The 20,965-nt window shown below is 70.3% G+C and carries 19 protein-coding genes; 14 read left to right on the forward strand and 5 right to left on the reverse strand.

Annotated elements, in window-relative coordinates:
• Positions 1–78: 78 nt before the first annotated feature.
• The 3 genes from yidD to A7B18_RS13175 all read left to right on the forward strand — a co-directional run bounded on the left by yidD (position 79) and on the right by A7B18_RS13175 (position 1,726).
• Positions 79–390, forward strand: a complete 312-nt coding sequence (yidD, locus tag A7B18_RS13165) for a membrane protein insertion efficiency factor YidD (RefSeq protein ID WP_102127152.1) — start codon at positions 79–81, stop codon at positions 388–390.
• Positions 391–500: 110 nt separating this feature from the next.
• Positions 501–1,052: a GNAT family N-acetyltransferase gene (locus A7B18_RS13170; protein ID WP_102127153.1), complete on the forward strand. Its 552-nt coding sequence runs from the start codon at positions 501–503 to the stop codon at positions 1,050–1,052.
• 44 nt (positions 1,053–1,096) lie between these two features.
• Complete coding sequence (locus A7B18_RS13175; protein WP_102127154.1) at positions 1,097–1,726, forward strand: hypothetical protein; 630 nt, start codon at positions 1,097–1,099, stop codon at positions 1,724–1,726.
• Positions 1,727–1,808: 82 nt separating this feature from the next.
• Here the strand turns inward: A7B18_RS13175 and A7B18_RS13180 are convergent, their stop codons facing one another.
• Complete coding sequence (locus A7B18_RS13180) at positions 1,809–3,125, reverse strand: S41 family peptidase (RefSeq protein WP_245872872.1); 1,317 nt, start codon at positions 3,123–3,125, stop codon at positions 1,809–1,811.
• Between the two features lie 189 nt (positions 3,126–3,314).
• On the opposite strand from A7B18_RS13180, the gene ftsE reads away from it, so the two are divergent.
• The 3 genes from ftsE to A7B18_RS13195 all read left to right on the forward strand — a co-directional run bounded on the left by ftsE (position 3,315) and on the right by A7B18_RS13195 (position 6,443).
• A complete protein-coding gene (gene ftsE, locus A7B18_RS13185) occupies positions 3,315–3,998 on the forward strand; it encodes a cell division ATP-binding protein FtsE (protein WP_180970154.1) in 684 nt (227 codons plus the stop codon).
• Positions 3,999–4,101: 103 nt separating this feature from the next.
• Positions 4,102–4,965, forward strand: coding sequence for a cell division protein FtsX (locus tag A7B18_RS13190; RefSeq protein WP_102127156.1), 864 nt, complete (start codon positions 4,102–4,104; stop codon positions 4,963–4,965).
• A 14-nt stretch (positions 4,966–4,979) separates the two neighbouring features.
• Positions 4,980–6,443 (forward strand): murein hydrolase activator EnvC family protein, encoded by a 1,464-nt coding sequence (locus A7B18_RS13195; RefSeq protein WP_245872873.1) that lies wholly within the window; start codon positions 4,980–4,982, stop codon positions 6,441–6,443.
• A gap of 36 nt (positions 6,444–6,479) precedes the next feature.
• Here A7B18_RS13195 and A7B18_RS21465 read toward each other — a convergent pair whose 3' ends face one another.
• Positions 6,480–6,872 carry a hypothetical protein gene (locus tag A7B18_RS21465; protein ID WP_146009539.1) on the reverse strand — a complete coding sequence of 131 codons (393 nt, stop codon included), beginning with the start codon at positions 6,870–6,872 and terminating at the stop codon, positions 6,480–6,482.
• 144 nt (positions 6,873–7,016) lie between these two features.
• Between A7B18_RS21465 and rpsP the strand changes: the two genes are divergently transcribed.
• From rpsP to A7B18_RS13225, 6 genes are all read left to right on the forward strand, one after another.
• Entirely contained in the window at positions 7,017–7,265 is a 249-nt protein-coding gene (gene rpsP / locus A7B18_RS13200) for a 30S ribosomal protein S16 (protein ID WP_102127158.1), read from the forward strand.
• A gap of 156 nt (positions 7,266–7,421) precedes the next feature.
• Entirely contained in the window at positions 7,422–7,661 is a 240-nt protein-coding gene (locus A7B18_RS13205) for a KH domain-containing protein (RefSeq protein ID WP_180970155.1), read from the forward strand.
• A gap of 10 nt (positions 7,662–7,671) precedes the next feature.
• Complete coding sequence (gene rimM / locus A7B18_RS13210; protein ID WP_102127160.1) at positions 7,672–8,211, forward strand: ribosome maturation factor RimM; 540 nt, start codon at positions 7,672–7,674, stop codon at positions 8,209–8,211.
• A gap of 19 nt (positions 8,212–8,230) precedes the next feature.
• Positions 8,231–9,043: a tRNA (guanosine(37)-N1)-methyltransferase TrmD gene (trmD, locus tag A7B18_RS13215; protein ID WP_102127161.1), complete on the forward strand. Its 813-nt coding sequence runs from the start codon at positions 8,231–8,233 to the stop codon at positions 9,041–9,043.
• A 118-nt stretch (positions 9,044–9,161) separates the two neighbouring features.
• Positions 9,162–9,761, forward strand: coding sequence for an LON peptidase substrate-binding domain-containing protein (locus A7B18_RS13220; protein ID WP_102127181.1), 600 nt, complete (start codon positions 9,162–9,164; stop codon positions 9,759–9,761).
• 91 nt (positions 9,762–9,852) lie between these two features.
• A complete protein-coding gene (locus tag A7B18_RS13225; protein ID WP_102127162.1) occupies positions 9,853–10,368 on the forward strand; it encodes a hypothetical protein in 516 nt (171 codons plus the stop codon).
• A gap of 6 nt (positions 10,369–10,374) precedes the next feature.
• Here A7B18_RS13225 and purU read toward each other — a convergent pair whose 3' ends face one another.
• Entirely contained in the window at positions 10,375–11,280 is a 906-nt protein-coding gene (gene purU / locus A7B18_RS13230) for a formyltetrahydrofolate deformylase (RefSeq protein WP_102127163.1), read from the reverse strand.
• A 45-nt stretch (positions 11,281–11,325) separates the two neighbouring features.
• Here purU and A7B18_RS13235 point away from each other — a divergent pair, with 45 nt between their 5' ends.
• Positions 11,326–12,423, forward strand: a complete 1,098-nt coding sequence (locus A7B18_RS13235; protein WP_102127164.1) for an aminopeptidase — start codon at positions 11,326–11,328, stop codon at positions 12,421–12,423.
• Positions 12,424–12,955: 532 nt separating this feature from the next.
• Positions 12,956–15,841: a beta strand repeat-containing protein gene (locus A7B18_RS13240; RefSeq protein ID WP_146009540.1), complete on the forward strand. Its 2,886-nt coding sequence runs from the start codon at positions 12,956–12,958 to the stop codon at positions 15,839–15,841.
• Between the two features lie 90 nt (positions 15,842–15,931).
• Here A7B18_RS13240 and A7B18_RS13245 read toward each other — a convergent pair whose 3' ends face one another.
• Positions 15,932–16,492, reverse strand: a complete 561-nt coding sequence (locus A7B18_RS13245) for a C39 family peptidase (protein WP_102127166.1) — start codon at positions 16,490–16,492, stop codon at positions 15,932–15,934.
• Positions 16,493–16,536: 44 nt separating this feature from the next.
• Complete coding sequence (locus A7B18_RS22670; protein ID WP_245872874.1) at positions 16,537–20,964, reverse strand: SNF2-related protein; 4,428 nt, start codon at positions 20,962–20,964, stop codon at positions 16,537–16,539.
• Position 20,965: the final 1 nt, after the last annotated feature.

Here is a 20,965-nt window from a genome sequence, read left to right on the forward strand (position 1 = left end):
CCTGAGCCCAGGCGCCTCCCGGCTTCACCGTCGGTTGACTCACCCCCCTGGGCCGCCGCGCACCCGTTACGGTGGGGCATGACCCCGCTCGACCGCCTCACCCTCCTCGGTATCGGCCTCTACCGGCGGCGGCTCTCGCCCCACAAGGGCTTTCGCTGCGCGCACGCCGCACTCCACGGCGGCGAGTCGTGCTCGGCGGCGGTGGCCCGCATCGTGCGCGAGGACGGGGTGATTGGGGGCCGCGCCCGCGTCGCCGCCCGTTTCGGGACCTGCCGGGCGGCCCACCGCGCCCTGCATTCGGGCTCGCCCCTCGCCCTCGGGACGGACGGGCCGCGCGTGCGGGGGCTGTGCTGCTGCGGGCCGATTCCCATTCCCTTCCGCTGCGGGTAGGGGTTGGTCCGTCGCCGCGCTCTCCCGGAGGCATGTCCACGGGAGCCTGGGCGAGGTGAGATGACCGCGCGGGCCCGGACTCCGGTCCAAAGTGTGGCATGGTGGGCCCGATGTCGTCCGACTCCCTCCACGTCACCCTGCGCGACCGACGACCCGGCGACCTGCCGGTCCTCACCCGCTGGCTCACCGACCCGGGGGCCGAGTGGCGCTGCTGGGACGCGCCGTACTTCCACGCCGACACCACGACGGAAACGATGCAGGCGTACGTCGCCCACCTCGCAGAGACCCCGCCCGACCCCGACGAGCAGGTCATCGACGTGGACGGCGAGTGCGTGGGCATGGTCAACCGCTCGGAGGAACCCCCGGAGGGCGGCGGCTGGTGGGACCTGGGCATCCTGATCTACGACCCCCGGCACTGGGGCGGCGGGGTGGGCACCCGGGCGCTGAGGCGCTGGGTGGCCGACACCTTCACCTGGACGGACGCGCACGTCGTCACCGTCACGACCTGGAGCGGCAACGAGCGGATGATGGGCGCCGCGCGGCGGGTGGGCTTCCGCGAGTGTCTGCGGGTGCGCGAAGCCCGCGTGGTGAACGGCGAGCGCTTCGACAGCGTGCGCCTCGACCTGTTGCGGCGGGAGTGGGAGGCGGGCGCGGGGCGGTAGGGTAAGGGGGTGAGGGCCCCCCACCTGTCTGCCCCGTCCCGGTCATGAGCCCGCGCCCGTCCAAGTCGCCCAGGCCCAAGGGCCCGCCGCCCCTCAACCCGCCCGGCTTCCTGGCGACCCAGGACCTCAAGGAGCGGGGCTGGACGCCGCGATTGATCGAGAAGTTCCTCGGCGAACACGACGCCAAGCGCGAGAACGGCCTGAAGATGGGCCGCCGCCGTCTCCCACCCGTCAAGCTCTACCGCGAGGAGCGCGTGGTGGAGGCCGAGCGGGACGAGACCTTCCTCGTCGCCCAGGCCCGCGCCGCCGACGCCCGCGAACGGGCCGAGCGCAGGAGGGCGACCCGGCAGGCCGAACGCGCCGCCCTCCTGCAAGCCGCCGCCGCGACCTACGTCCCGGTCGTCCACCCCGGGCCGCTGCGCAAGGGCGCCGTCCGCCTCGCCCGCGAGCCGCACCTCCCCGGGCTGGAGGCCACCCTCACCCACCTGACGGGCGGAATCGAGAAGGTCACGGCAGCGGAGGAAGCGACCCTGCGCGCCCTGCTCATGGATCGCTTACACGCCTCACTCGCCGCCACCTACCCGTGGTACCCGGCCCCCGACGCCGCGAAGGTCAGGAAAACGGCCAGCCGCGAGGCGAGACCCAGCGACTGGCGGGAGTGGGAGTGGGACTGAAGGAGCTTTCAGCTCTCAGCCGCCAGACCCAAGCAGCGAGGGCGCCCCAGTGAAATGAGGCGCCCTGCTGACGGCTGACCGCTTACTGAAGCAGCTCAACCGCCTTCTTGAGGATCGCGTCGCCCTGCGTGTCCACCACGGCCTCGCCCTGGGTGGTCGAGCGGGTGGGGCGCTTGACCTCGGCGGTGTAGGTGAACTTGCCGTCCTTGTCGGCGGTGACGGTCACGGGCTTGCCGTCCACGGTGACCGTGAGCTTCGCGTTCGCCGTGAGGCCGCTGCCGCTGAAGTTCAGGGGCGTGGTGTAGCGGGTGTCGGTGATCACCGTGTCGGGCGTGATGCCCTTCTTGTGGATCTGGCGGCCCGAGGGGGTCAGCCACTCGCTGTTGACGATGGCGACCTTGCCGCCGTCCGCCGTCTCGAAGGGAAGCTGCGCCACGCCCTTGCCGAAGGTCTGCTCGCCGACGACGGTCGCGCGCTTCACGTCCTGGAGCGCGCCCGCCACGACCTCACTCGCGCTGGCGCTGTTCTTGTTCACGAGCACGACGAGCTTGCCCGTGTAGTCGCCCGCCTGACGGGTCGCGCGGCCATACACCTCGGTGCGCCCGCTGCGGTCGCGCAGGCTGACGATGTTGCCGCTTCCCAGGAACTGGTCGGCCACGTCCACGCCCGCGTTGAGCAGCCCGCCGCCGTTGTCACGCAGGTCGAGGATCAGCTTTTGCACGCCGCGGCGCTTCATGTCGGCGACTGCCGCGCGGAACTGTTCGCTCGCCTTCTCGTTGTAGAAGGTGTTCAGGCCGATGTAGCCGATGCCCCCCGGCAGCACCGTCTGCTCCACGCTGACGACGGTCACGGGCTGGCGCTCCATCCTCACCGTGTAGGGCTTGCCGTTCCGGGCGAAGGTCACCGCCACATTCGTGCCCCGCTGGCCGCGCACGAGCCGCACGATCTCGTTGAGCTTGCTCGTCAGGACTTCCGTGTCGCCGATCTTCACGAACACGTCGCCGATCTGCACTCCGGCGTTCGCGGCGGCCCCGCCCTTGAACACGTTGTCCACCTTGCCGCCCGTGCCGTCGGGGTTGGCGCCGACCAGCGTCACGCCGATGCCGTAGAACTCCCCGGCCAGGTTTTGCGCGTCGATGGCGTTGTCGGCGGGCTCCGAGTAGTAGGTGAACTCGTCGTCGAGGCTGCCGAGCGCCCCGTTGATCGCCCCGCGCAGCACCTTCTCGTCATCCACCTTGTAGAGGTAGAAGCGGTCGAGGCTGCCCAGAACCTGAAGCAGCGACTGGCCCGTCTTGGACCGGGTGAGTTCCGATTCGGAGTACCCGCCGAGCTGGGCGTACCCCACGGCGGCGGTGGCGGCGAGCGCTCCCGCCACGAGCGTCATGCGTTTGCGGTTCACGCGTTCAGGATAGGGCGGTGGGGTGAAGGCCGTTTGAGTCCCCTGTCACCAGCCTCGCCCCCCCTCGGTGGGGGCCTTCGTCATGAGGGGGTCTTCACGGTTTCCTGAAGACGCTGGGCTATCCTGGGCCGCGAGCATGACGCGACCGTTTCCTCCGCTCCGCCGCGCTGCCTTCTCCGGAGGGCGGGCATGATCGAGTTCCGCCACGTGACGCTGGAGTACCCCGTGACCCGCACCCTCGCGCTCGACGACCTCACCATGACGGTGGGCAAGGGCGAGTTCGTGTACCTCGTGGGCCACTCGGGGGCAGGCAAGAGCAGCTTCATGAATCTGGTGCTCAAGCGCGCGCTGCCCACCCGTGGAGAAATCCGCGTCGTCGGCGAGCCCCTGGCGCGCTACCGGGGCCGCCGCACCGCCCTGCTGCGCCGCCGCATCGGCACCGTCTTTCAGGAAAACCTCTTGCTGGAGCACCTCAACACCCAGGACAACGTGGCCTTCACCCTGCGCGTGACGGGCGTGCCGCAGCGCGAGTGGGCGCCCCGGGTGAACGCGGCCCTGCGGATCGTGGGCCTGGAGCACAAGAAGCACGCCCTGCCCGTCCAGCTCTCCCAGGGCGAGCAGCAGCGCGTCGCCATCGCCCGCGCCATCGTGAGCGACCCGCCCCTCCTGCTCGCCGACGAGCCCACCGGCAACCTCGACCCCGAGAACGGGCGCGAGGTCCTCAAGGTCCTCCAGAACGTCAATCTGCGGGGGACGACCGTCATCGTCGCCACGCACGCCCGCGAACTCGTGGAGACCTTCCGGCACCGGACGCTGACCCTGCGAAAAGGGAAGCTGGTGCGGGACGATCCGTACGGGGGGTACGCGCTGTGAGGACGCTGGGCGTGCAGAAAGCGGAAGGCAGAAGGCGGAAGGCCGGAGAAGCCTTAGCCATCTGCCTTCTGCCATCTGCCATCCGCCACGCCGGAGGCGCCCCATGACCTACCACCTCCGCCAGGCCCTCCTCGCCATGCGGGGCAACCTCACGGCCACCTTCGCCACGCTGATGACGATGACCCTCACCCTGTTGATGCTGGGCTTCGTCCTCCTGCTCACGCTGAACGTGAACCGGACGCTCGCGCAGCTCGAATCGCAGGTCGAGGTGGCGGCCTTCCTGCGCGAGGGGGCAGACGGGCCGCTGCTGCTGACCCAGGTGCGGGCGCTGCCCCAGGTGCGCGAGGCGACGCTCGTGACGAGCGAACAGGTCCTCGACGAGATGACGCGCGACTACCCCTACGCGCGCGACGCCGCCGAACTCGCCGGGAACCCCTTTCCCGACACGCTGCGGATGCGGGTCTCGCGGGTGGAGGACTCGCGCGCCGTCGCCCGGGCGGTGGGGACCCTCGCCGGGGTGGAGGACGTGGAGTACGGCGCCGGGTACGTGGACCAGACGGTGCGGACCTTGACCGCCGTGCGCGGGGCGGGGTACGCGCTCGTGGGCCTCTTGCTGCTCGGGACCCTGTTCAACATCCTCAACGCCGTGCGGGTCGCCATGTACGCGCGGCGGCAGGAGATCAGCGTGATGCGGCTGCTCGGCGCGACGCGGGGCTTCATCCGGATGCCACACGTCATCGAGGGGCTGATCCTGGGCGTGACGGCGGCGGCGCTCGCCCTGGCGCTGCTGACCCCGATGTACCTCGAACTCGCCGGGCGGGTGCAGGTGTTCGCGCCCGTGTTCCCGGTCGTGCGGGACCTGCCCACCCTGCTCCCTATCCTGGCGGCGGTGGGGGGGCTGGGCGTCGTGATCGGCTTTTTCGGCAGCCTCTTCGCGTCGCGCCGCTACCTGCGGGAACTCGAATGAGACCCCGCTGGGCCTTGCCCACGCTCCTCTCGGCGGCGCTCCTCGCGGGCGCGCAGACGACGAGCGAGCGGCTGGAGAGCTTGCAGCGGCAGTTGCAACAGCAGCGGCGGCTGGGTGCGGGGCAGCGGGAGGAACTCGAACGCCTGCGCGCGAACATCCAGAACCTGACGGCCCAGCAGCGGCAGACCCTGACCCGGCTCGACACGCTGGCGGAAAGCGTCGCCGACCTGGAAAACCAGACCGCCGTCCTGGCCGCCCGGGTGGCCCTCGCCGAGCGGCAGCTCGCGGACACGACGGCCCAGCGGGGGCTCACCGAGAGGCGGGTGGTCCGGCTTCAGGGGGACGTGCGCGAACTGCTCGACGCGCTCTACCGCGAACGCAGCGGGCGGTATCTCCAGCTCCTGTCGCAGTCGGCCAACCTCTCGGACCTCTTGATCCGGCTGCGGTACGCCAACCTCGCCGGGCAACACAACATCGAGGTGATCGAGACGCTGCGGGGCGCGGTGCAGACGCTCACGGCGCAGCAGGCGCAGGAGCGGCAGCAGGCGGCCACCCTCCAGGGGCTGCAAACCCGGCGCCTCGCCCGCCTGGAAGACCTGCGCGACCGCCGCGCCGAGCAGCAGACCCTCCTCGCCTCCCTGCGCCGCAGCGAGCAGGGCCAGCGCACCCTCGCCGCGCAGACGCAGGCCGAGCAGGCCCTCACGGCCCGGACCATCGACGGCCTCGTGGGCGCCGTGGTGAGGGAGCGCGCCCGGTTGGAGGCCGAACGCCGCCGCCGCCTGGAGGAGGAGCGCCAACGCCGCGAGGCCGAGCTGCGCCGCATCCGGGAAGCCCAGGAGCGCGCCCGGCAGGAGGCCCTGCGGCTGGCCCGGGTGCGCGCCGAGCAGGAACGTCAGGCCCGCCTCGCCCGCGAACGCGCCCGCGCAGAGGCCGAGGCCCGTGCCCGCGCTCAGGCGGAGGCACGCGCCCAGGCAGCGCGTGAAGCCGCCCTCGCCGCCCAGCGCCAGCGGGAAGCGCAACTGCGCAGCGAGCGGGAAGCCCTCGCCCAGCGGCAGGATCAGGTGCAGCAGGAAGCGGCGCAGGTCGAGCGGCAACTCGCGCCCCTGCCCAGCGTCAGCGGCCCGGTCGGCTTTCCCCTTCCCGGCGGCAGCGTCACCCAGCCCTACGGGGCGAACGGGGCGCAGTGGGTGGTCCTCGGCGCCCCGGACGGCACCCCCGCCGTCGCCGCGCTCGACGGCAACGTGATCGCCACGACCTATTACGCCAGCCTGGGGTGGGTCGTCCTGCTCGACCACGGCCCCACCGTCACCGCTTACTTCGGCCTGCAAGACGCGCGGGTCGGTGTGGGGGAGCGGGTCGCCCGCGGCACCCCCCTCGGCTCGGTGGGCGGCAGCCCCATCTTCGGGCCGGGGCGGATGGCCTTTCAGGTCAACAGCGTAAGTGGGGGGGCAAGGAGGCCGGTGGCGCCGCCGTTTTGAGGGGAGGGCGCAAGGACCGTCTTCGTTCGTTCAAGCCTACGACCAAGCAAGGCTTTCAAGACGACCGCCAGTCGTCAGCCAATGGCTAAAGGCTGCTTGCGCCTGCTCACGCGTTACCGTTTCATCCCAACGCCGGGTGAAAACCTCTGTGCCATCATCGAAAATGACCTCATCGGCGTCGGAAGTCCCAAGAGCCGAGTCGGTTGCATAATGCTCTCTGTGTTTATCGAGTCGTACCAACGCCCGGTCGCCACTAAACCAAACCATGAAGAAGCTAAGACTCAAACGCCCTTTGACACGATTGAAAGCGTAAAAAGTGGGTGGGTCGCCCACCGGTTGAATAGCTTCAAGAACTTCCGCCTCACTCTCGAAGCTGAGGTTTTCAAGCCTACGGCCTGATGTAAAGCGGATGATCTCGACTTCAAACACCCGGCCACCATACCCCCTTGCTCCTCCCCCTCCTCTCTGATACTCTCCTTCGGTGCGCTTCCGGTTGGCTGCTGCGGGCGCATGATCCCCGCGACCTAGGCGGGAGACCACCCTCACCACCCCCAACCCGAGGTACTTCCCAACATGGTCAAGATTCGCCTGTCCCGCTTCGGCTCCACCCACAACCCCCACTACCGCATCGTGGTCGCGGACGCCCGCCGTCCCCGCGACGGTGGCTACATCGAGAGCCTGGGCCATTACGACCCCCGCAAGAAGACCGAGACCTACCTGAAGATTGATGCCGAGCGCGCGGCCTACTGGCTCGCCCAGGGCGCCCAGCCCACCCAGACCGCCCGCCGCCTGCTCAAGTCGCAGGGCGTTAAGCTCGGCTGAGGCGAACAAGAACACGAGGAAGGGGCTCCTGTGGGGGCCTCTTTTTTGGTGAGTGGTCAGTGGGAAGTGGTGAGTGGAGAACAGCAAAGCAGGAGCCTGAGCTTCAGGCTCCCGCTCCCACTGACCTCTTCCCACTCACCCTCTACAATGCGCCCCATGAAGACCGACCCCGTGGAATTGACGCTCTTTCTGGCGCAGAGCGTGGTGGACCAGCCCTCGCTGGTGCGCGCCTCCAAACGCGGGCCGACCGTGGTCGTGCGCGTCGGACCCGGCGAGGAGGGGCGATTGATCGGGCGGCAGGGGCGCGTGATCCAGGCCATCCGGACCCTCGTGCGCGCGGCGAGCGATCCCCGCGAGCGCGTGAACGTGGACCTCGACGCGCCGCGCAAGTCGTGAAGGGTGGGGCATGACGGCACCCGGGGACACGACGCGGCTGGGGTACTTCCTGGGCCCTCACGGCGTGCAGGGCGGGGTGAAGGTATACGTGCTCGGCGACCCCGCGCACCTTTTGAGCCTGCCGCGCGTGTGGGTGGAGGGCCGGGGCTGGCTGCGGGTGCGCCGCGCCGAGTCCGTGCCGCCCGGCGTGGCCCTGCACCTCGCCGGAATCACCACGCGCGAGGGGGCGGAGACGCTGCGGGACCTCAACGTCTTCGCCGCCGACGCCGACCTGCCCGAGCTGGAGGAGGGGAGCTACTACTACCACGAGCTGCGCGGCCTGCCCGTGCTGGGGGCGGACGGAACGCGGCTCGGCGAGGTGCGGGACGTGCTCGACGGCGGGCACCAGGACCTCCTCGTCGTCACCCACCCGGGCGGGGAGGACTTCGTGCCCTTGCAGGCGCCCTACGTGGTCGTGCAGCCGGGAGAGACGGGGAGGCCCGCCACCATCGCCCTCACCGAAGATGCGCCGGGGGGCTTGCTCGGGGAGGGGGCGGAGGAGGCGCGTTGACCCTCTGCCGTTTCCCGTCATGCTGACCTTCTCCTTCCTCACCCTCTTTCCCGAACTCCTCGCGCCCTTCGCCTCGGAGGCCATTCTGGGCAAGGCGGCGGCGCGGGGGCTGGTTCACGTCAACCTCGTCAACATGCGGAATTTTGCGGGAAACAGGCACGCGAAGGTGGACGACACGCCCTACGGCGGCGGCGCGGGCATGGTGATCCGGGTGGACGTGGCCGAGCGGGCGCTCTCCAGCCTCCCCCCCGCCGACGAGGTGATCCTCTTCACGCCCGCCGGGGAGCCCTTCACCCAGCGCACGGCGGAGGAGTTGTCCACGAAGACGCACCTCGCCTTCCTGTGCGGGCGATACGAGGGCTTCGACGCGCGGGTGGAGGGGCTCGTCACGCGGGAGCTGAGCGTCGGCGACTTCGTGACCATGGGGGGCGAGGCGGCGGCGGCCTGCGTGCTGGAGGCGGTCGCGCGGCTCGTGCCCGGCGTGCTCGGCGACGAGGACTCGCACCGGGCGGACTCCTTCTCGAGCGGGCTGCTCGACTACCCGGAGTACACCCGGCCCCCCGAGTGGCGCGGCCAGGGCGTGCCGGAGGTCCTCAGGAGCGGAAATCACGGCGCGGTGGCCGAGTGGCGGCGGCAGCAGGCCCTCGCGCGGACGCTGATGCGGCGGCCCGACCTCCTCGCAGGCGCGGGGCTGACCCCGCAGGACAGCGCCCACCTCCTCGCGCTGGGGGTGACGCCGGAGCAACTGGCGGGGTGGGGGGCGCCCCCGCCGCCCGAGCCGAAACGCAGACGCAGGCCCCGCCCTCCGGCGCTTCCCGGGACGGAGGGGTGAGGGTGGCCCTGCCGCCCGGCTTTCATGACCGCAGAAGTCAGAAAGCTCGCTTATAGCCGCGCTTGTGTGATCCCCGCCCAGGTCAGCCTCCCGGGATGAGCGCAGGATGGGCAGCGAGATGCAGGTGCCCCTTTTCCCCCTTCCCAACCTGGTCCTGTTTCCGGGACAGGTGTTGCCGCTGTACGTGTTCGAGCCCCGCTACCGGGAGCTGCTCGGGCGCGTGCTGGAGAGTGGGGAGCCCTTCGGCATCGTCCGCATCCGCTGGTCGAGCGAGGAGTCGCCCCTGCCCTTCCATGAGCGGGTCTCGCGGGTGGGGACCCTGGCGCACGTCACCCGCGCCCAGCGCCACGAGGACGGCACGAGCAGCATCCTCGTCGTGGGCGGCGAGCGCTTCAGCGTGCAGGACTTCGACCTGTCGCACACCTACCTCAGCGCCGACGTGGCCGTGTCCCCCCTGGAGCCAGGCCCCCTGGAGGAGTCCGCCGTGGACGCCCTCGCCCGGCACCTGCTCTCGGGCGTGGTGCGCCTGCACCCGGGCAGCGCCGAGGCGATCTTGGAAAACGCCCCCCAGGCTCCCCTCCTGATCGCCAGTTTCGCCGCCGCCCTGCTGCCCCTCACCCCCGAGCAGCGGGAGGAAGCGCTGGACGCCCCGACCCTGTTCGACCGCCTGGAGGCGCTGCTGGGCTCCCTGCCGCTGGAGGCGCGGGAATTGAACTAGGGCGGGAGGCCGGGCACGGCCACACGAAAACGCCACCCGGTAGAGTGAGCGGGCCGTCCCAGTTCGCCCCCCTCACCCCCGAGGTCTCGCCATGAACGTTCTGCTTCCCGGTCTCGCCGCCCTGCTCCTCGCCTCGCAGGCCGCCGACACCCGCGTCACCGTCCCCGGCACGGGCGTGAGCCTCGCCCTCCCGGCGGGATTCGTGCCCATGCCCGCCGATGTGATCGCCCTCAAGTATTCGCGCGGGGGCACTCCCCCGGCTTCCGTCTACTCCACCCCCGGCCCGAGCTGGGCGGTCAACATCGCCTTCGCCCTGCGGGACGTCGAGTTGCCACCCGGCGATCTGGCGCCCGTGCAGGCGGTGCTGGAGCGCTCGGTGCAGGGAACGCCGGGCTTCCGCTGGGTGGGGCGCGGGATCGAACGCGTGGGAAACCGGGACTGGATCGTCCTGCGCTTCTGGGTGGACGGCCTGGACCAGCCGATCTACAATCACCTGCGGGCGACCCGAGAGGGGAAGGGGACGCTCCTCGTCACCGCCAACGTGACCAAGGCGCTCTATCCCAGGTACGCGTCCCAGCTCGACGCGGCGATGAAGAGCCTGAAGTAACGCCCGCTAGAACACCACCGTCTTGTTCCCGTGCACCAGCACCCGGTCCTCCACGTGGGCCTTCACCGCGCGGGCGAGGACCTGCCGTTCCACGTCGCGGCCCAGGCGCATCAGCGTGTCGGGCGTCTCACGGTGGGTCACGGGAATCACGTCCTGGGCGATGATCGGCCCGGCGTCGAGTTCTTCCGTCACGTAGTGGCTCGTCGCGCCGATGAGCTTGACGCCCCGGTTGAAGGCCGCCCGGTACGGGTTGGCGCCGATGAAGGCGGGCAGGAAGGAGTGGTGGATGTTGATAACGGGCCGCCCGAAGCCGCTCAGAAAGTCGCCCGAGAGAATCTGCATGTAGCGGGCGAGGACGGCGAAGTCGGCGTCGGCCTCCCGCATCAGCCGCACTTGCTCGGCCTCGGCCTCCGCCTTGTTTTCCTTCGTCACGGGCACGACGTGGAAGGGGATGCCGAACATCTCCGCGTCCCGCCGCAACTCCTCGTGGTTGGAGATGATCAGGGGAATCTCCACGTTCAACTCGCCCCGCCGCTTGCGCCACAGCAGGTCGAGGAAGCAGTGGTCGTACTTGCTCACCAGGATCGCCATGCGTTTGGGCTGGGTGGTGTAGCTCAGCCGCCAGTCCATGCCGAAGGGCTCGGCGACGACGATGGAAAAAGCCCGCTCGAAGGGCCCGCGCGCGAGGTCGAGGCCGTCGAGGTGAAACTCCATCCGCATGAAGAAGGTGCCGCCCGCGGGATCGGTGGAGTGCTGGTCGGAGTGGATGATGTTCGCCCCATGGTTGTGGAGGAACTGCGAGACGGCGGCCACGATGCCCCCCCGGTCCGGGCAGGTGATGGTCAGGGTGGCGGTGTTCAGCGGGTCGAGCCCCGGGGGGCTGGGCTTGTGGGAGTCGGACGTGGCCGTCATGTCGGGGCCAGGATACCGGGCGGCTTCGGTGGTACGCTCGGGCGCGTGCAGACCAATCCAGCGGGCCCCCTCAAGTACGACCCCGAGCGTCACGCCGCCCTGCTCGCCGACTACTGCCTGACGGCGGGCGTGGGCGAACGGCTGCTCGTCGCGGGCGGCACCGAGGCCGTCCCCCTCGTGCGGGAGGTGACGCGGGCCCTCCTGAGACGCGGCGCCCGTCCGGTGGTCCGGCTCGACTACCCCGGCCAGGACGACGACTTCGCGGCCTTCGGGCAAGGCGACGTGCTCGACTCTGCCCACCCCGCCGACCTCGCGGACGTGGAGGCGCTCGACGGCAGCCTGCGGATTCTGACCCCCGAGCCGGACACGGACGGGAACGCCGCCGGGCTCGCCCGCCTGACCGCCGCCCGCGCGCCCATTGCCGCCGCCCGGTCGAGGAAGAAGTGGAGCCTCACCCTCTACCCCACCGCCCACGCCGCCGCCCAGGCAGGGATGACGGAAGACGAATTCGGCGCCTTCGTCATGCGCGCGATGTTCCTCGACCGCCCCGACCCGGTGGCCGCCTGGGGCGAGGTACGCGAGCGGCAGGCGAAATTGATCGAGCGCCTGACCCGCGCCGACCGCGTGCGGATCGAGGCGCCCGGCACCGACCTCACCCTGCGAGTCGGCGGGAGGACCTGGGCGAACAGCGACGGCAAACGCAACATGCCGAGCGGCGAGGTCTTCACCGGGCCGCTGGAGGACAGCGCCGAGGGCGTGGTGACCTTCACCGTCCCGGCGGGGTACAGCGGGCGGATGGTGCGCGGGGCCCGGCTCGTCTTCCGGGCGGGCGAGGTCGTGGAGGCGAGCGCCGAGGAGGGTGAGGACGTGCTGCACGCGGCCCTCGCCACCGACCCCGGCGCGCGGCGGCTCGGGGAACTCGGCATCGGCACGAACGAGGGCATCCAGACGCCGACCGGCAACATCCTCTTCGACGAGAAGATCGGCGGCACCGTCCACCTCGCCCTGGGCCGCTCCTACCCGGAGACGGGCGGGGTGAACGGGAGCGCGATCCACTGGGACCTGATCACCGACCTGCGGGCGGGCGGGCGGTTGAGCGTGGACGGGGAAGTGCTTCAGGAGGAAGGGCAGTTCTTCGAGTGAGGCTGCTCATTCCCTCCACCCCCTTTGCCCCGCCGCGAAACGCCAACGAACGTCTCCTGACTCTCCAAGCCAGCGGGTGAGCCTTCACTGAGGTGACCGGACGCCCGCATGAGTCGGTGGCCGCCGGGCCTTGCCTGCCGCGCGAGGGGTCCGACCGTACCGGGCCGGGAGAGCCCTCCCAGACGAAGGCTGCCTCTTCGGTCAAAAGGTGAAGACTCTGTTGTTTATCGAGCTCGAACCAGAGTGTGGGACCGATTGCAATCCGCCTGTGGATATCTAGACAATTGGGCCCACAGCGGGGAATGAGAGACCTGAATTATCTATGAAGAAGGTCGCACTCCGGTTAACATCAAACATCTCATTAAGAGTGGGGAGGCGATGAAGGCCCTTCTGTATCCCGGTCACCTGGGAGGGCCAGAGCGAGTGGTGAGACCGACCCCCAGGAGGAGGCGCGATGCGTCGAACAGTTGGTGGGTTTTTATTGGCTCTGAGTCTCGCGGCCTGTTCCCAGTCGCCCACGCCCACGGAGGGGGTGGGTGCCCGTTCGCCGGGGCAGATGGGCGGTCCGTCTCTCGGGGCGCTCGACGTGGTGACGCCCGTCCAGGGAACCAACGACCTCGTGGTCGGGGGCAAGGTGTCCAAGGTGCCGGGGGCGACTGGCAATCCGTCTTTCTATCTGGTGGCGACGAGCAACGACGGCCAGAACGGCTGCAACGCGACGGGGAACGAGAGGGCGACGGTCACCCTGACCTCCAACGACCCTTCCAAGATTCCCAACCCCTCCGGAACGTTCCGGGTCGGGGGCTGCGGGACGGACAACAGGGTCACCATTCCCTACACCGTGTCGCCCACCGCGACCGCCGGTGAGGTGACGATGACGGCCAGCGTCGTGCCCGGAACGGGCCGGGGCGGAACGTACACCCCCGGCAGTTTCGTCGTCAGCATCACCATTCCGAAGCCCAGCGACACCACCGCGCCCGTCGTCACACCGACGGTGACGGGAACGGCGGGGCAAAACGGCTGGTACACGGGCAACGTGTCTGTGAAGTGGAACGTGACCGACGGCGAGAGTGCGATCACCACGCCGGAGTGCGCGACCACCGTGATCGACACCGACACGGGAGGCATGAAGGTCTCCTGCACGGCGACGAGCGCCGGGGGCACCACCACCGAGTCCGTCACCGTCAAGCGCGACGCCACCGCGCCCGTCATCAGCGGTGAGGACGTGGTGGACGAGAAGTGGCGCAACGCCAGCCTCTCCTCCGGCGAATTCACCGCCTCCGACGCCACCTCGGGCCTGAGCGGCGCCAGCCCGGCCAAGTTCACCCTGACGGCCAGCGCGGAGTCGGCGGCCACGTCCACCCCCACGGTGGTGAGCCAGACCGTGACCGATCAGGCGGGGAACTCGGCCAGCCGCACCCTGTCCGCGTTGATCGACAAGACCAAACCCACCGCCAGCGTCACGCCGGGCGGCAAGCTCGGGCTGAACGACTGGTACGTCGGCGACGTGACGTTCGCGGCGAGCGGCACCGACGCCCTGAGCGGCGGCGTGACCTGCTCCCAGCCCGCCACTCTTGCGAGTGACAGCGCAGGTCACACGGCGGCCACGATCTGCACCGACGCGGCGGGCAATTCCGCGACCGGCTCCGCGACGGTCAAGCGGGACGCGACCGCGCCGGGTCCCCTGACCCTGACGGCGAGCGGCCCCCAGGGCCAGGACGGCTGGTACGTCGGCGACGTGACGTTCGCGGCGAGCGGCACCGACGCCCTGAGCGCCGTGACGTGCACCCCGCCCGCCTCCCTGACCGGCGACGACGCGGGCCACACGGCGAGCACGACCTGCACGGACGCGGCGGGCAACTCCGCGACGAAAGAACTCGTCGTCAAGCGCGACGCCACCGCCCCCACCGCGGCCATCACGCCGGGCGGCACTCAGGTTGGCGGCTGGTACAACACCGACGTGACCTTCGCGGCGAGCGGGACCGACACCCTGAGCGGCGGCGTGACCTGCACGGCCATCCCGGCCCTGACCGTCGACAGCTCGGGAACCACCGTGAGCACCACCTGCACGGACGCCGCAGGCAACCGCAAGGGGGCCGAGCTGACCGTGAGGCGTGACGCGACCGCGCCGGTCATCAGCGGGGAGAACGTGGCGGACGACGCCTGGCGTAACTCCGACCTGAGCCGCACCTTCACGGCGGGCGACGGCGGCTCGGGCCTCGCCGACGGCGCCGACGCCAGCTTCACCCTCACCGCGAGCGCCGAGTCGGCCAGCCCCAGTGCCCCGACCCTCGTGAGCCGCGTGGTGCGGGACAACGCGGGCAATGCGGCCACGCGCACGCTCTCCGCCCTGATCGACACCACCGCCCCCACGGCGGGCATCACGCCGAGCGGCACGCTGGTGAACGGCTGGTACAACACCGACGTGACTTTCGCCGCAAGCGGCACCGACACCCTGAGCGGCGGCGTGACCTGCACGGCCATTGCGGCCCTCACGACCGACTCCGCCGCGACCACCGTCAAGACCACCTGCACCGACGCGGCGGGCAACCGCAAGGATGCCGAACTTGGCGTCAGGCGCGACACGGGAGCGCCCACGGCGGGCATCACGCCGAGCGGCACTCAGGTTGGCGGCTGGTACAACACCGACGTGACCTTCGCCGCGGGCGGCACCGACACCCTGAGTGGCGGCGTGACCTGCACGGCCATTGCGGCCCTGACTTCCGACACCGCCGGAAGCACCGTCAAGACGACCTGCACCGACACGGCGGGGAACCGGGCCGACGCCACGCTGAGCCTGAGGCGTGACGCCACGGCGCCGACCATCACGGGCACGTTCGCCAGCCCGGTGCTCGCTACCTCGGGCGCCGGGGCCACCCTGGACAGCAGCCCGCTGAAGGTCGCCGACGCGTTGAGCGGCCTCAAGGGCGGCGTCACCTGCTCGCAGACCAGCCTGCCCTTCGGCACGACCCCGGTGACGTGCCGCGCCGAGGATCAGGCGGGCAACCTCGCCTCGGTCACGAACAGTGTCACGGTCACCCTCGGCAACATCTACACGAACGCCTACAACCTGCTCGCCCCGCTGAAGAACACGCCCGGCGACCTGAGCCTCGTCAAGCTCGGCTCCACGGTGCCCGTCAAGATCACGGCCCCGAACTACGCGGGCGGCGCGGCGACCGACCTCGCCTCCGACCTCAAGATGACGGTGGTCTACCGGAACGTCGGGACCTCCGACCAGACCTTCGAGGTGACGGACTTCAGCGCCGCAGGCTCGACGGTCTGGCGTTACGACGCTGCCACCAACCAGTACGTCTTCAACCTGAGCACCAGGACGAACTTCAACGTGGGTGAGTACGACCTGACGATCACCTACAAGGGTGTCACGCTCGCCAAAGGAGCGTTCAACATCAAGAGGTGACCGTCTGAGCCGAACACCTGACGAGGGCGACCTGGGAATTCCACCCGGTCGCCCTCGCTCCTTTCGTCCGAATTGCCGCCGCATCCCCCGCTACCCGATCACCCTGCGCACCGCCTCCCTCCACCCCGGCGGGTACATCACCGCGAACTCCCCCTGGTGGTCGGCCCAGACGCGGTTGAAATCGGCGTAGTTCATCAGGACGTAGCCCAGCAGGGGGTCCATCAGGTACACCTGCCCGCGGGCGTCGTCGTACCCGGTCACCACCCGCCAGTGGGGGATGACCTGCGTCGGGGTGACGTGCGATTGCAGGGCGATGAGGGGCAGTCGGGCGCGAATCGCGGCACGCACAGTTTCAAGCGATCCGCCGCGGTACAGCCGGGCTTCCAGGCCCACCCTCGGCGCGAAGTCCACGATGGCCTGCGCCGTCATGTAGGACCGCTCGGTGGGGCGGGTCAGGCGGCTCACGTCCGCGAGGCTGGCATTGATCCCGAAGTACCCCAGCACCTGCGTGATGCTCGCCGGGCCGCAGGCGTTGTAGGTCTGGTGGACGAGCGGCATCCCGGAGAGGACGTATCCCGCCGGGGCCTGGGACGAGGCTGCCCCGGCGCCGCCGAGCAGGGAGGCGAGAAGGAGAGGAAGCAGGAAGCGCACGGGCGCAGCATGGCCCAGCCCCTCTGACTGAACCCTCACCCGCCTCAGCCGACCGGCCCGGCCTCCTCCTCCAGCGGCGCGAACAGCCGCTCCAGGTCGCCCGTCGTGAGTTGGGTGGCGCTCGTGAGCCCGCCGTCGAGCACGCCCTGAGCCAGCGCCGCTTTCCTGTGTTGGAGGTCGAGAATCCGCTCCTCCACGCTGCCCGCCGCAATCAGCTTGTAGACGAAGACGGGTTTGTCCTGCCCGATGCGGTAGGCGCGGTCGGTGGCCTGATTCTCGGCGGCGGGGTTCCACCACGGGTCGAGGTGAATCACGGTGTCGGCGGCGGTGAGGTTCAGGCCCACACCCCCCGCCTTGAGGCTGATCAGGAAGACGGGCACCTCACCCCGCTGGAAGCGCTCGATCTGGGCCGCCCGGTTCTTCGTCTGCCCCGTCAACTTCGCGTACCCGATGCCGAGGCCAGTCAGCGTGTCCTCCAGCAAGCCGAGCAGCGTGGCGAACTGGGAGAAGATCAGGACGCGGCGCCCCTCCTCGACCATCTGGGGCAGGTTCCCCGTCAGCCAGTCGAGCTTGGCGCTGCCCCGGACCTTGCGGGCGGTCTCCAGCCTCACCAGCCGGGGGTCGGTCGCGGCCTGCCGCAGCTTGAGCAGCGCGTCGAGGATGGCGACGGTGGAGCGGGCCAGCCCCCGGGCGTCCAGTTCCTCGCGCACCCGTTCGAGCATGGTGACCCGCACCGTCTCGTAGAGGTCGCGCTGGTCGCCGTCGAGGGTCACGCGTACGGGAATCTCGGTCTTGGGCGGAAGCTCGTGCGCCACGTCCCGCTTCTCGCGCCGCAGGATGAAAGGCTTCACCCGGGCGGCGAGGGCGGCCTGCCGCGCCCGGTCCCCCTGCTTCTCGACCGGGGTGCGGTACAGCTCGCGGAAGGTCTTCTCGTCGTAGAGGAGCCCCGGCGTCAGGAAGTTGAACTGCGACCACAGCTCGCCGAGGTGGTTTTCCAGCGGTGTGCCGGTGAGGGCGAGGCGGTGGCGGGCTTTGAGCGCCCCGGCGGCCTTCGCGGCGGCGCTCCTGGGATTCTTGATGTTCTGCGCCTCGTCGAGGACGAGCAGGTGGAAGTCGTGCTCCCGCAGGGCGTCAACGTCGCGCGGGAGCAGGGGGTAGGTGCTGAGTACGAGGTCGTGGTCGGGGACCCGGGCGAAGTCCTCTTTCCGGTTCGGACCGTGCAGGGTGAGCACCTTGAGCCCCGGCGTGAAGCGGGCCGCCTCCGCGCGCCAGTTGCCGAGAACGCTGGTGGGCGCGATGACGAGGCTGGGACGGTCGGCACGGCCCGAGACCTTCTCGGTCTGGAGGTGGGCGAGGGTCTGGAGGGTGTTATGGGTGACGATGTACTCCTCCGTCACGTAGAGGTGATCGGGCGCGGCGACGGCGATGCACTGCGCCTCTTTGACGCCGACGAACTCGATCCGGCGAATCCCTCTTGTGGGCGGGTATTTGGTCGGGCGGCGGTAGGCGGCCAGCTTCTCGGGCAGGCGGAACGGGTCGAGGTGCGGCGGCAGTTTGAGGGTGACGCGCCAGGCCAGACCTTCACGTCGCTCTCCCCGATAGGTAGGGGTGGTCCGTTTCCGCCGGATGCGGGCCGTGCCTCCCAGGGATTGCGTCAACTCGACCACGCCTCGCGCCAGAGCCTCGGAAACGCTGGTGTACTCGACCACCACGCCCGCGTGGCCGTCGGTGTCCAGAAGTCCTTGCAGGAGGGCGAGGCGTTGGTCCACGCTCCCCAGGAGGTAGGGGGTGGGGATGAACTTTTCGCGGCTCCCGAGGCCGTGCAAGCCGAGAGCCCGGAGGGCGTCCTTAAGGGGATTGGGCGTCCAACGTCCTTCTGTCACCAGACGGTCGGTGCTGACCTTGTGACTCAGCCGTTCAACCGGACGGGCGGAAACACCCTGCGGGAGGGACAGCGACCCAACCAACTCATCTTCGGAGGAAACTTCAACGCTGTACCTCAAACAACCATCCCCTAGCAGCGCCCCCAGGGTGTATGGGCCGACAGGCAAGTCGCGCTCCGCGAAGCGCACGGGCTCCACCATCGGGACGTAGTGCTTGAGGTTTCCGGCAGCGTCCGCCAGATCGGCCATGATCCGCGCGGTCGTTAACACCCGCTCCGGCAAACCGCGCCGCTTGCGGACCGGGGTATTGACGGCCCACAGGTGTTCTTCGTCCACCTCCACGCTCGCCCCGTCCGTCAGGGTGACGTGGTAGATGGGCCGCTCGCCCTGCGGGTAGACGCCAATGACCTGCGTCGGCCTCCCATCCCGCCCGATCACGAAATCCCCGACCTGAAGATCACCCATCCGCACCCAGCCCGAGGGAGTCAATACCCCCGCGTCGAGCGGCTGGGCCTTCCCCAGCCCCATGTCGTCCGCCAGAATCCCCCCCAGGTCGTACTCGCGCAGGAATTGCAGCCACGAGAGACCCTGGCGCTGGTAGGGGCGCAGTTCGGCCCTCAATCCCTCGGGCGGCTCAACGTCGGCCACCCCCCGGAAGGAGCGCAGGCGGCGCCCGAGGTCGAGCAGGCGCTCGGCGCCCAGCCAGCGGGCCTGCAACGCCTCGTCCAGCGCGGCGAGGCGGGCCGCGTCGAGGAGGGGCAGTTTCAGCGGTCCCTCGGGCAGCTCGCGCAGGTGGAGTTCCACCAGGACGCTGAGAATCGCCCGCACCCGTCCGGCGGGCAGGGCGAGGCGGCGCCCGTCGGGGAGGCGGGCAGGGATCACGTCGTCGTCTTTCAGCGCAGCCAGGGCTTCCGGGGTGAACAGTTCAGGGCGTTCGGCGATCAGGGAAACCAGAATGGGAATCAGGCTCAGGCGCTCGCCGTCCACGATCACCCCGAGTTCGAGGGTGAACCAGCCGCCCTCGTCCCCGGCCTCGCCGAACCAGTCCTCGACTTCGGCGTAGCGGTAGGGAAAGGAGGGGTCCACCTCCACCCGAAAGCCCCGGGCCTCCAGCTTCGGAACCTCGGTCATCAGGAACCGTTGCCACTCCGCCTCCTGGGCGAAGGCGTAGAGGTTGGCGGCCTCGGGGTTCTCCACATGGTCGCCGCGCGGCTGAAGGCTCTGGAGACGCTTCAGGCCCGTGCGGGTGAGCTGCCCGGCACTGCGTTTCTCGGCGACGGGGTCGCGTCCGCGCAGGGAGAGCACGCCGTCCACGTAATTCTGCCGCTCGACCGTGATCGGTTGGCCGTCGTAGAGGTGGGCGAGGTGCGCGACACCCAGGGTCCGCTCTTCCGTCTGGGTGCGCCAACCCTTGCGACGGCTCACGGTCACCCGCTCCTCGCGCAGGGTCAGGAGCGGCTGGTACTCGGCGGGGAGGCGCCGCACCCGGACGGGCTGGGGAAGGGGCAGCGCGTCCCCCAACGCGGGGAAGCTCTCACGCAACGCCTCCGCGAATCCGGCAGCCTGGGCAGGCGGCACGGGTGGCACGTGCAGGAAGGCGTTTTCCAGGGCGGGCGGCAGGGCGGAGGTGATGCGTCCCAGTTCCAGCGCCCGCTCGTCCACGTACCAGCGCGGCGAGACGGGCAGCACGCGCACCCCGGGCGGAAGACTGAGGGTGGGCCGCTGAACTCCCCCTGCGTCCATCTGCCAGCCGAGAACGGTGGCCCGCTCCGGGCCGAAAGTGAGGGGCCGCACCGCCCCGTTCCAGTACAGGCGGCCCGTGCCCAGCAGGCGGGCGAGCAGGGTGTCGGTGAGCGGATGCTCGCCCAGGTACCACGCCTCCTCGCCTCCCACGACGCCGCTCTCGCCCCCCAGGGAGAGGATGGTGAGCACATCGCGGTCGGGGGCGGCGAAACGGGGCAGGCCGTCCCCGTCGCCGCGGTGCCAGCGCAGGGCGTGGGGCAGGGGAAAGACCGAGAGGGCGTGCAGGGCGCCGCGTTCGAGTTCGCGGCTCGCCCGCCGCACCCGCAGCGTCAGCGTCTCGCGGGCCGTGCGGGGCCGCAGGGTGACGCTCAGCTCGTACTTCAGGGTGAGCGGGCCCCGGTTCCCCCCGCCCGACTCCTCCCCCGTCAGGTCGGCGGCGGCGGCCAACCACTGCCGCAGCGGGCTGGCGAGGGGGACGGCTGGGGCCTCCTCGTCGGGGAGGTCCGGGGACCCGCCGGGCTGGGCGGGAGCGGGTTCCGGCAGCGGCGCCGCCCCTCCTCCCGCCCGCTCCAGCTCGCGTTCCAGCGCGGGGCTGAGCAGGGCTCGGGCGAGGTGCGGGCACCCCTTCCGCCCACATCCGCACTCGCCCCCCGTGAAGATGCCCGCCGGGTTGAGCCGGAAGGTGGAGCGGTAGAGCTGGCCCTTATCCCGGACCTGCGCGGTGCCCTGGAAGCCGAGCGCCGTGCGGCTGAGGCTCAGCTCGGTCACGTCCCCGACGTTCAGCTTCAGCGCCGCGCTCACCGAAGGCGGGCTGAAGAAGGCGGGCGGCACCCGGTCCAGATTCATG

It is taken from the genome of Deinococcus planocerae (assembly GCF_002869765.1).
Lineage (GTDB): Bacteria > Deinococcota > Deinococci > Deinococcales > Deinococcaceae > Deinococcus > Deinococcus planocerae.

What these genes read in the sequence shown, in the direction of transcription:
- yidD (WP_102127152.1), top strand. Translation starts at nt 79, where the DNA reads ATGACCCCGCTCGACCGCCTCACCCTCCTCGGTATCGGCCTCTACCGG.
- A7B18_RS13170 (WP_102127153.1), top strand. Translation starts at nt 501, where the DNA reads ATGTCGTCCGACTCCCTCCACGTCACCCTGCGCGACCGACGACCCGGC.
- A7B18_RS13175 (WP_102127154.1), top strand. Translation starts at nt 1,097, where the DNA reads ATGAGCCCGCGCCCGTCCAAGTCGCCCAGGCCCAAGGGCCCGCCGCCC.
- ftsE (WP_180970154.1), top strand. Translation starts at nt 3,315, where the DNA reads ATGATCGAGTTCCGCCACGTGACGCTGGAGTACCCCGTGACCCGCACC.
- A7B18_RS13190 (WP_102127156.1), top strand. Translation starts at nt 4,102, where the DNA reads ATGACCTACCACCTCCGCCAGGCCCTCCTCGCCATGCGGGGCAACCTC.
- rpsP (WP_102127158.1), top strand. Translation starts at nt 7,017, where the DNA reads ATGGTCAAGATTCGCCTGTCCCGCTTCGGCTCCACCCACAACCCCCAC.
- A7B18_RS13205 (WP_180970155.1), top strand. Translation starts at nt 7,422, where the DNA reads ATGAAGACCGACCCCGTGGAATTGACGCTCTTTCTGGCGCAGAGCGTG.
- rimM (WP_102127160.1), top strand. Translation starts at nt 7,672, where the DNA reads ATGACGGCACCCGGGGACACGACGCGGCTGGGGTACTTCCTGGGCCCT.
- trmD (WP_102127161.1), top strand. Translation starts at nt 8,231, where the DNA reads ATGCTGACCTTCTCCTTCCTCACCCTCTTTCCCGAACTCCTCGCGCCC.
- A7B18_RS13220 (WP_102127181.1), top strand. Translation starts at nt 9,162, where the DNA reads ATGCAGGTGCCCCTTTTCCCCCTTCCCAACCTGGTCCTGTTTCCGGGA.
- A7B18_RS13225 (WP_102127162.1), top strand. Translation starts at nt 9,853, where the DNA reads ATGAACGTTCTGCTTCCCGGTCTCGCCGCCCTGCTCCTCGCCTCGCAG.
- purU (WP_102127163.1), bottom strand. Translation starts at nt 11,280, where the DNA reads ATGACGGCCACGTCCGACTCCCACAAGCCCAGCCCCCCGGGGCTCGAC.
- A7B18_RS22670 (WP_245872874.1), bottom strand. Translation starts at nt 20,964, where the DNA reads ATGAATCTGGACCGGGTGCCGCCCGCCTTCTTCAGCCCGCCTTCGGTG.